This is a genomic window from Sphaerisporangium sp. B11E5 (assembly GCF_039871875.1).
Classification (GTDB): Bacteria; Actinomycetota; Actinomycetes; order Streptosporangiales; family Streptosporangiaceae; genus Sphaerisporangium.
In genome coordinates this window covers 207189-216733 of the sequence record NZ_JBDPMD010000009.1, presented here as the reverse complement: position 1 = coordinate 216733, position 9545 = coordinate 207189, and the positions used below count along the sequence as shown (strand labels likewise).

Annotated in this window: 11 protein-coding genes; all 11 read right to left on the bottom strand. The window is 70.5% G+C overall.

Translation table 11 applies throughout. From position 1 onward, the window contains the following. Positions 1-211: 211 nt before the first annotated feature. Entirely contained in the window at positions 212-1795 is a 1584-nt protein-coding gene (locus tag ABGB17_RS12480; RefSeq protein ID WP_347628685.1) for a YifB family Mg chelatase-like AAA ATPase, read from the bottom strand. A 1-nt stretch (position 1796) separates the two neighbouring features. Then, positions 1797-2150 carry a YraN family protein gene (locus tag ABGB17_RS12475; protein WP_347628683.1) on the bottom strand — a complete coding sequence of 118 codons (354 nt, stop codon included), beginning with the start codon at positions 2148-2150 and terminating at the stop codon, positions 1797-1799. A gap of 1087 nt (positions 2151-3237) precedes the next feature. Continuing rightward, a complete protein-coding gene (locus tag ABGB17_RS12470) occupies positions 3238-3561 on the bottom strand; it encodes a DUF2469 domain-containing protein (protein ID WP_030511723.1) in 324 nt (107 codons plus the stop codon). Between the two features lie 38 nt (positions 3562-3599). Continuing rightward, on the bottom strand, positions 3600-4295 hold the full coding sequence (locus ABGB17_RS12465) for a ribonuclease HII (RefSeq protein ID WP_347628681.1): 696 nt from the start codon (positions 4293-4295) through the stop codon (positions 3600-3602). A gap of 160 nt (positions 4296-4455) precedes the next feature. Beyond that, positions 4456-4983: a signal peptidase I gene (lepB, locus tag ABGB17_RS12460; RefSeq protein ID WP_347628679.1), complete on the bottom strand. Its 528-nt coding sequence runs from the start codon at positions 4981-4983 to the stop codon at positions 4456-4458. A gap of 716 nt (positions 4984-5699) precedes the next feature. After that, entirely contained in the window at positions 5700-6554 is an 855-nt protein-coding gene (gene lepB / locus ABGB17_RS12455; protein WP_347628677.1) for a signal peptidase I, read from the bottom strand. A gap of 187 nt (positions 6555-6741) precedes the next feature. Continuing rightward, complete coding sequence (gene rplS / locus ABGB17_RS12450) at positions 6742-7107, bottom strand: 50S ribosomal protein L19 (protein ID WP_184979460.1); 366 nt, start codon at positions 7105-7107, stop codon at positions 6742-6744. A 162-nt stretch (positions 7108-7269) separates the two neighbouring features. Continuing rightward, positions 7270-8055, bottom strand: a complete 786-nt coding sequence (gene trmD, locus ABGB17_RS12445; RefSeq protein WP_347628675.1) for a tRNA (guanosine(37)-N1)-methyltransferase TrmD — start codon at positions 8053-8055, stop codon at positions 7270-7272. Between the two features lie 11 nt (positions 8056-8066). Continuing rightward, the gene (rimM, locus tag ABGB17_RS12440) at positions 8067-8582 is read right to left on the bottom strand and encodes a ribosome maturation factor RimM (protein ID WP_347628673.1); all 516 of its coding nucleotides are present in this window, start codon (positions 8580-8582) and stop codon (positions 8067-8069) included. A gap of 100 nt (positions 8583-8682) precedes the next feature. Beyond that, positions 8683-8925 carry an RNA-binding protein gene (locus ABGB17_RS12435; RefSeq protein ID WP_184979457.1) on the bottom strand — a complete coding sequence of 81 codons (243 nt, stop codon included), beginning with the start codon at positions 8923-8925 and terminating at the stop codon, positions 8683-8685. A gap of 1 nt (position 8926) precedes the next feature. After that, positions 8927-9400, bottom strand: coding sequence for a 30S ribosomal protein S16 (rpsP, locus tag ABGB17_RS12430; protein WP_347628671.1), 474 nt, complete (start codon positions 9398-9400; stop codon positions 8927-8929). Positions 9401-9545 lie beyond the last annotated feature (145 nt).

Sequence of the window (9545 nt, the reverse complement as noted above, 5' to 3'; positions counted from 1 at the left end):
GCTTGGGGTGGGTGGTGGGGGCTTAGGGGTTGCGTTTTGTGGTGGTGTGTCGAGGGTGTGTGCCGGTGGGGCGTTTGGTGGTACCTCGTTCAGGGCTTGGGGCGCGGGGGGTGTTGGGGTGTCGGGCGATGTTGGTGGGGTGGTGGCGGTTGGGTGGGTGAGCATGGGTGGGTGCCGTTTCGTTGGTGAGGTTTGTGTGGGGTGGGTGGGGTCATTCGAGGCCGGTCCACATGGCCAGGGCGGTGGTGGTCTCGGGGAGTTCGGGTTCGGGTTTGCCGGTCAGGTCGGCGAGGGTCCAGGAGATACGGAGGACGCGGTCGAGGCCGCGGGCGCTGAGTTCGCCGGTGTCCAGGCAGCGGTAGAGGGGGGACATCGTCGGTAAGGGGAGGCGGAAGCGGCCGTGCAAGGCTTGGGAGGGGACTTCGGCGTTGCAGCGCCAGGGGGTGCCTGCCAGGCGTTTGGCGGTGCGTTCTCTTGCGGCAAGGACACGTTCGGCGACGGTCGCGCTGGTTTCCAGGAACTGGCGGTCGGCCAGGAGCTCGCGCCTGGTCGATCTGGCGAGGCGCACCTTGACGTCGACGCGATCGAGGAGCGGGCCGGACAGGCGGGCCAGGTAGCGGCGGCGCTCGCTCGGGGTGCAGCGGCAGGGGTTCTCGGGGGTGGCCGGCTCGGCGCAGGGGCAGGGATTGGCCGCCAGCACCAGCATGAAGCGGGCGGGGAACGTGACCGTCATCGCGGCACGCGCCACTGTGACCTGGCCTGATTCCAGGGGTTGCCGCAGGGAGTCGAGGACGCGGGCGGGGTACTCGGGGGCTTCGTCCAGGAAGAGGACGCCTCGGTGGGCGAGGGAGACGGCTCCGGGGCGGATCATCGTGCTGCCGCCGCCGACGATGGCCGCGACGGTGGCGGTGTGGTGGGGGGCGATGAAGGGGGCGTGCTCCAGCAGGGGGCGGCCCGGTGGGAGGGTGCCGGCGACCGAGTGGATGGCGGTGACCTCCAGGGCCTGGTCGCGGTCGAGTGGCGGGAGGAGGGCGGGGAGGCGCTCGGCGAGCATGGTCTTTCCTGTGCCGGGCTGGCCGAGCATCCAGAGGTTGTGGCCGCCTGCCGCGCAGACTTCCAAGGCGCGGCGGGCTATCGCCTGGCCGGCGACGTCGGCCAGGTCGGGTGGGCAGGTCATCTGGTCGGTCGCCGGGGCGGGGGGTGTGAGCGCGGGTTGGGAGGCGTAGGGCGGTGCGGGCAAGGGGTCGGGGATGCCGTCCAGCGGGGCCAGGTGGGTGGGGTCGGAGGTGCGCATGGACTCGATCAACTCGGCCAGGGTGAGGGCGGGGATCACGCGGACGCCGGGGACGAGAGCGGCCTCGGGTGCGTTGGCCATGGGGACGACCACCGTGCGGGCGCCCGCCTCGGCGGCGGCGATGACGGCGGGGAGGACGCCACGCACGGGGCGGAGTGTGCCGTCCAGGCCCAGCTCGCCGATGAAGAAGGGCTGGGAGAGGTGACGGCGGGGGACGATGCCTGCGGCGCCGATCAAGGCGACCGCTATGGCGAGGTCGAACAGGCTGCCGCGTTTGGGCAGGCTGGCAGGGAAGAGGCTGATGGTGACGCGGGCGTCCGGCCAGGGGTATCTGCTGTTGATGACGGCGGAGCGGACGCGGTCGCGGGCCTCGCTCAGGGCGGTGTCGAGCATGCCGATGAGGCTGACGCCGGCGAGGCCGTGGCCGACGTCGGCTTCCACCTCGACGACGTGGCCGCTGACGCCGATGAGGGCCACCGAGCGGGTGCGGGCGACGGCCATCTCAGGACACCCCCCGGTCGTGGCGCAGCACGAACTCACCCGCGAAGCGCTCGATGGCGATGACGTCGACGCGGATGGCGGAGAACCATTTCTTCTGGGTGCTCAGCCATTTGCCGGCCAGGGTGCGCAGGCGGGCGAATTTCGCGCGGGTCACCGCCTCGAACGCGGTGCCGTGGCTGCGGCCTGAGCGTGTCTTCACCTCGACGACGACGAGCACCGAGCCTTCGCTGGCGAGGATGTCGATCTCGCCGCTGTCGCACCGCCAGTTCTGTTCCAGGATCTTCAATCCTGCCGCTCGAAGGAAGTCGACGGCGAGCCGCTCGCCGTGTCTTCCCAGGTCATGTATCTCGGCCATAGGACCACCTCCGGCCCTGACCTTGCCTGATGCACACAACCGCCGCCGGCCTCGAATTCGGTTCTGTGGATAACGTGTCCGGAGGCGGCCAAGGATGTCCCGCATCCCCTTGTCGCCCAGACCTTGCCACGCCTCCTCGGCGCTCAGCCGAAGGACTTACCGCCTCTTGGGCGGCCCTTGGAGCTCTCAGCGCCGTAGCCTTTGCCACTGGTTGAGGGGCTGGGTCTTGTTCGAACGGCCCGCTGCTGACTATCCGGCGCGGGAACTTCGGACGCTGTACGGCGGCCCCACCGTCGCGGCGCCGGAAGAGGGGGCCGGGACCGGAAGACCAAGGAAACCCGAAAGCGGGCCGCCGTACAGCGGCGCCGGAATCGCCGTACCGCTCCTCACCGTCGCGGCGCCGGAACAGAGAGGCGCCGTGCTCGCGGAGGCGAGGGAATACCGAGGCGGGCCACCGCCCGGCGGCACCGAGTACGCCGTACCGCCTCTCGCCGCAGCGGCGCCGGAACAGGAAGGGCGGTGGCCGGGAAGCAAAAGACACAGAGGTGGGCCACCGTAGGACGCCGAGAACGCCGTACCACCTCTCACCGTCACCGCGCCGCAACAGAGAAGCGCCGCGGCCAGGAGACAAGAGAACACAGAGGTAGGCCACCGCACGACACCGAGAACGCCGTACCACCTCTCACCGTCACCGCGCCGCAACAGAGAAGCGCCATGCCCAGGAGGCGAGAGAACACGGAGGTGAGCCATCGCACGACGCCGAGAACGCCGTACCGCCTCTTACTGGCATCGCGCCGCAACAGGGAAGCGCCGTGGCCAGGAGACAAGGGAACACGGAGGTGGGCCGCCGTAGGACGCCGAGAACGCCGGACCGGCTCTTACTGGCACCGTGTCGGCACAGGGAGGCGCGGTGATCGGGAGGCGAGGGGGCACGGAGGAAGTCGCCGGGTGGCGGGGCCGGGGGCGCTGTGGATGTCGCGCCGTTCTGGTGGCGTGGAGATAGGGCCCCTGGAGGTGGAGGGGGGCGTTCCTGGGGAGTGGGAGCGTTGGACGGCAGGAGGGTGGAGGGTGTGTACCTCGGAGAGGGTTAGGAGGAGAAGCCCTCCTTGGGCATTTCTAGGTCGGGTTTGGCTAGTTCTTCTACGTTTACGTCCTTGAAGGTTACTACTCGGACGTTTTTGACGAATCTGGCTGGGCGGTACATGTCCCAGACCCAGGCGTCTTGCATCTTGACGTCGAAGAAGACGTCGCCGTTCTCGGCGGTGCGGACGTCCAGGTCTACCGAGTTGGTCAAGTAGAAGCGGCGTTCGGTTTCCACGACGTAGGTGAACAGGCCCACCACGTCGCGGTACTCACGGTAGAGCTGCAGCTCCATCTCGGTCTCGTACTTTTCGAGATCCTCCGCGCTCATCCCGGCCCTTCCCCTTCCTGCTTGCACCGGTGCGGCCTTCAGGCGACACCGGCCCCCACACCATTGTCGCCTATCTCGATGGCTGGCCCGGACCGCATCACCGAGTTCACGGTCACAAAGGAGAACCGATGATGCGGGGTGGGGCCATGGGACGCCAGTGCTTGGCGGTGGGCGGCGGTGACGTAGCCCTTGTGGTCGGCGAAGCCGTACAGGGGGTACCGCTCGTCCAGTGAGGTCATGATGCGATCCCTGCTCACTTTGGCGACGATGGACGCCGCGGCCACGCACGCGGAGACCTGGTCGCCCTTCCAGACGGCCAGGGACGGAGCGGGCAGGCCCGGCACCGGGAACCCGTCGATCAGAACGTACCCGAGATCGCAGCCGAGACCCGCGACGGCCCGCCGCATGCCGGCGATGTTGCATTTGTGCAGGCCACGGCGGTCGATCTCGTCGGAGGGGATCACCACGACGCTGACGGCGCGGGCGCGGGCGACGATCTCGTCGTGCAGCGTCTCGCGGCGGGCGGGGGTGAGCAGCTTGGAGTCGGCCAGGCCCTCGATGGGGGCGCCGAGCACGACGGCGGAGATGACCAGCGGGCCGGCGCAGGCGCCTCGGCCCGCTTCGTCGACGCCGGCGACGGGTGAGAAGCCGCGCCTGGCCAGCGCGCGTTCGTAGCCGTAGAGGCCCGAGTCGCGCCGGACGATGCTCGGGCGCGGGCGATAGAGGACGCTCATAAGGCTGCCGGCTCGCCGCCCCACCGCAAGTCGACCGGCCTGCGAGCGGGCCGGGCACCGGTGCCGTCGAACGACAATTCGAGCACGACCATGCGGCCAAGCCTACGCCCGTATGGCCCCGACGGGTACGGCTATCGGCACCACCGAGCGCGTGGCCGGTTCAGGGGACGCGTGAGAAGGCGCCGGGGACGGGGAGGGTGGTCAGGCGGTCCAGCGGCCAGTAGCGGGCCACGGCGCGGCCGATCACGGCGTCGACGGGGATGACGCCCTTGCCGGGCTCGTTCAGGTGGGCGCGGGCGTCCTCGGAGGCGGCGCGGTGGTCGCCCATCAGCCACAGGTGGTCCTTGGGCACGGTGACGTCGAACTTCTCCTGGGAGGGGAAGTCCTGGGGGTGGAGGTAGGCGTCCTCGTGCAGAGGGGTGCCGTTGACCGTGATGCGGCCGTCGGCGTCGCAGCACTTCACCCGGTCGCCGCCGACGCCGATGACACGCTTCACGGTGGGAGTGCCGTCCCAGCCCTTGAAGACCACGATCTCGCCGCGGCCGATGTCACCGGAGAGCTTGTTGACGATCAGGCGGTCGTTGATCTCGAGCGTCGGCTCCATGGACTCCGACGGGATGTAGAACGAGTCCAGGACGAACACATGGACCAGCAGCGCGGCGACGACGCCGCCTGCCACCAGCAGCACCGACTCCAGCCACCCGGACCGGCGCCGCTTCCCCCCAACGGGAGGGGAGGCGTCCTCAGGTGGTGCGGGAGGGGAGGCGCCCTCGGGCGAGGTGGAAGAGGCGTCGGGGTCCCCGGATGGCGGCCCGTCTGTGGCGGTGCCCCCGGGTATCCCGGCGGCACCTGCGGACGCCGCGGCAGAGGCCCCGGGTGTCCCGGCGATCCCCTCGGGCGTCCCGGCAGTGCCCTCGGATGTCCCGGTACTGCCTGCGGACGCACCGGGAGTGCCCCCGGGTGTCCCGGCAGTGCCTGCGGACGTCGCGGCAATGGCCCCGGGTGTCCCGGCGATCCCCTCGGGTATCCCGGCAGTGCCCCCGGGTGTCCCGGCAGTGCCTGCGGACGCACCGGCAGTGCCCTCGGACGACCCGGCGGCACCTGCGGACGTGCCGGCGGTGCCTCTGGGTGTCCCGGCAGTGCCTGCGGGCACCTCGCCGGTGTCTGCGGACGGCCTGGCGGTACCCGCAGACGCGCCGGCGGCAGCCGCGGACGGCCCAGTCACGACTACAGACGGGCCAGTAGCAGCCGTGGACGACTCAGTCACGACTGCGGGCAGCCCAGCGGCAGCAGGGGTCCGTGTGGCCGCGGTCGTGGACGGCTCGGCCGCGGACGGGGCGTGGCCGGAGGGGGGTACGGGTGGGCCGTCAGGGACGGCTTCGTCGGGGGGAGGGGTGGTTACGGTCATTTCTTGGTGTCGGTGGTGCTGGGGGGCTTGAAGATGCTGGGCTTCTGGGAGCGAAGGGGGCGGCGGCGGCGCAGGGCCATCAGGGGTACGGCGCCGGCGAAGCCGAGCAGCAGGGGGGTGGCGGCGGTGGTGAAGGCGGCGGCGTGGTGCAGGGCCGGCTGGGTGAAGGTGTCCGGGATGGGGAGGATCGCGGCGCGGGAGAAGGGCCAGACGATGACGAAGGCCCGCCCGACCACCTTGTCCATCGGGATGGCCCCGCCGCCGGGGTCGCCCTGGTGGGACCGGGAGTCCAGCGACACCGACCGGTGGTCGCCCATCACCCACAGCCGGTCCTTCGGCACCTTGATCTCGAAGAACTTCTGGGACGGCTCGTCGTCGGGGAAGAGGTAGGCCTTCTCCTCCAGCGGCACCCCGTTGACGGTGATGCGCCCCTTCGCGTCGCAGCACTTCACGACGTCGCCGGGCAGGCCGATGACCCTCTTGATGTAGTCCTTCTCGCCGGGCACCACCCCGAAGGCCGTGCCGACCCAGCGGAAGAAGCCCGCGACGGGGTTGGCCGGCTCGGGCACCACCACCTCGGCGGCCCAGGAGTCGACGCCGGAGAACACGACGATGTCGCCCCGCTCGATGTCCCGGGTGTGGTAGACGAGTTTGTTGACGAGAACCCGGTCGTTGACCAGCAGAGTCGGCTCCATCGACTCCGACGGGATGTAGAACGCCTGCACCACGAAACTCTTGATGATCAGCGCCAGGACCAGCGCCACCACCACGAGGACGGGCAGTTCACGCCAGAAAGAGCCCTTTTTCTCCTTGCCGCCCTTGGCTGACGGCTTGGTGTCTTCCGCGACCACGCTCTACCTCGTCTTCGACAGGGCGGCACGGCCCGCCGTCCCCCGGATGTAGCAAGTCATCGCTGTCGAGCCTAAATGATGTCTCCCGCCCGGCGGGTCGCCGACTCGGTATAGCGGCCGAGAAACCGCGTCGCCCGGGCAGCACAATGGCCCGCATCCCAGGTGGGTGCGGGCCACACGCCGGACCCTACTTGCCCGCGGGCAGCGCGTCGCGCTTCTCGCGGATGCGGGCGGCCTTCCCGCGCAGCTCACGCATGTAGTACAGCTTGGCCCGGCGGACGTCGCCGCGGGTCACGACCACGATCTTCTCGATGACCGGGCTGTGCACCGGGAAGGTGCGCTCCACACCGACGCCGTAGCTCACCTTGCGGACAGTGAAGGTTTCACGCAGCCCCCCGCCCTGGCGGCGCAGCACGAAGCCCTTGAAGACCTGCACGCGGGAGCGGTTGCCTTCGACGACGCGCACGTGAACCTCGAGCGTGTCACCCGGGCGGAACTGCGGGATGTCACTGCGAAGGGAGGCTTTCTCAAGCTCCTGGATCTGCGTGTGCATGACGGCGTTCCTCAACTTGTGTGAAGCGAGCACCCGGAGGTCCGCCCGGCCATGCCCTGGGCATGGCGGCGAGGAAGACGCGGGCGCTGGACTGAATTCGTCTCGGCTGCCGGGTCGCTCGGTCCCGGCCCCGCCGACCGCAGGGCAGTCGGCAACAGCGATTCAGTCTGCCATATCTTCGGGCGTGAAGCGAAACGAAGCCTCGCGAAGCACCTCGTGGTCCCGCTTGTCCAGCGCGCGCGGGTCGAGCCGGGCGGCCAGCTCGGGCCGGTTCGCGACGGTGCGGCGCAGCGCCTGGTCCCGGCGCCAGCGGGCGATCGCGCCGTGGTTGCCCGACAGCAGGACGGGCGGCACGTCGTGGCCGCGCCACACCGGCGGCTTGGTGTAGACGGGGCCCTCCAGCAGGCCGGACATGGCGCCGGGCGCGAAGGAGTCGTCCGCCGCGGAGTGCACGTTCCCGAGCACGCCGGGCAGCAGGCGCCCCACGGCTTCCACGATCACGAGCACGGCGGCCTCTCCCCCGGCGAGCACGTAGTCGCCGATGCCGACCTCGTCGACGCGCAGCCGGGTGCCGTACTCGGCCATGACACGTGCGTCGATGCCCTCGTAGCGGGCGGGCGCGAACAGCAGCCACGGCTCCTTGGCGTACTCCAGGGCCGTCTCCTGGGTGAACGGCCGTCCGCTCGGCGTCGGCACGACCAGCCGGGGCAGGCCGGCGGCGTCGCCGATGACGGCGTCCAGGGCCTCACCCCAGGGTTCGGGTTTCATCACCATGCCGGGCCCGCCGCCGTACGGCGTGTCGTCCACGGTGCGGTGGACGTCGTGGGTCCAGTCGCGCAACTGGTGCACCCGGATGTCGAGCAGCCCCTTGGCGCGGGCCTTGCCGATCAGGGAGACGTCCAGCGGCGCGAAGTACTCGGGGAAGATCGTGATGATGTCCATGCGCATGGCGGCCCCCGTCACAACGCCTGGTCGGGGTCGAGGAGACCGGGCGGCGCGTCCACCACGAGACGCCCGCCGGAGAGGTCCACCTCGGGCACCAGGGCCTTGACGAACGGCACCAGCACCTCGTCGCCGCCGCGGCGGATCACCAGAAGGTCCTGCCCGTGGTGGCGGACCTCGGTGACCTCGCCCACGGGCTCCCCGCCGACGGTCACCACCGCGAGGCCGATGAGCTGGTGGTCGTGGAACTCGTCGGGGTCGGTCGGCGCCGGCACGTCGCCGGAGTCGATGACGAGCATGGTGCCGCGCAGTTCCTCGGCGCCCTCGCGCCCGGCCACGCCGGCGAAGCGCAGCAGCAGGATGTTCTTGTGCCAGCGGGCGCCCTCGATGACCAGCGGCCCGGCCTGCGGCGGGTCGGTGGCGATGGACGTCCCCGGGCTGAACCGCGCCTCGGGGTCGTCGGTGCGCACCTCGACGGTGACCTCACCGTGGACGCCGTGCGGGCGGCCGATGCGGCCGACGACCAGCTGCACGTCGCTGTTCCTCCAATGGATGTGGCCGTGGAAAGCACGACAGGGGACCGCCCGGCAGCCGGGGGTCCCCTGTCGCGAGGGTCTCGCGCGCGTCGCCGCGTTACCGGGCTTCGTTCAGGTCGAGCAGGTCGACCCGGACGTACTTGCCGTCGGCGAGAGCGTTGACGACGGTGCGAAGCGCCTTGGCCGTGCGGCCGCCGCGCCCGATGACCTTGCCGAGGTCCTCCGGATGGACCCGGACCTCAAGGACGCGGCCGCTGCGGATGCGGCGCCCGCGCACGAGGACGTCGTCGGGATGTTCGACGATGCCCTTGACCAGGTGCTCAAGGGCCTCCTCAAGCACCTCAGGCCTCGCCTTCCGGCTTCTCCTCCGCGGCGGCCGGCTCGGCCGGGGTCGCGGCGGTGTCGTCGGCCTTCGGCGCGGCGGCCTTCCTGCTCTTGCGCTGCGTCGTGGCGGTGTTGCCGCCGGCGTCGGCGGCGAGCGACTCCTTGGCCGCGGCCTCGTATGCGGCGTGGCGGTCGGGCTTGGCCTCGGCCACCAGCAGCGGCGCCGGGGCGGGCTCGCCCTTGAACTTCTGCCAGTCGCCGGTGAGCTTGAACAGCTTCAGCACCGGGTCGGTCGGCTGCGCGCCGACACCCAGCCAGTACTGCGCCCGCTCGGAGTTCACCTGGATGAGCGAAGGGTTCTCCTTCGGGTGGTAAAGGCCGATCTCTTCGATCGCACGGCCGTCACGCTTGGTGCGGCTGTCCGCCACCACGATGCGGTACTGCGGGTTGCGGATCATGCCGAGCCGCTTGAGCTTGATCTTGACTGCCACGGGTGTGGTCTCTCCTGGGCGATAAAAGCGTGGGTGAGCGGGCGTCTCGCCGAGTGGGGCACGGCGGGAAGACCGCCCGAGGGACAGTCCGTGACGCGCGGAGGTGAGAGGGCATCCACGGTCACGGTGTTCCAACGTGCCATTG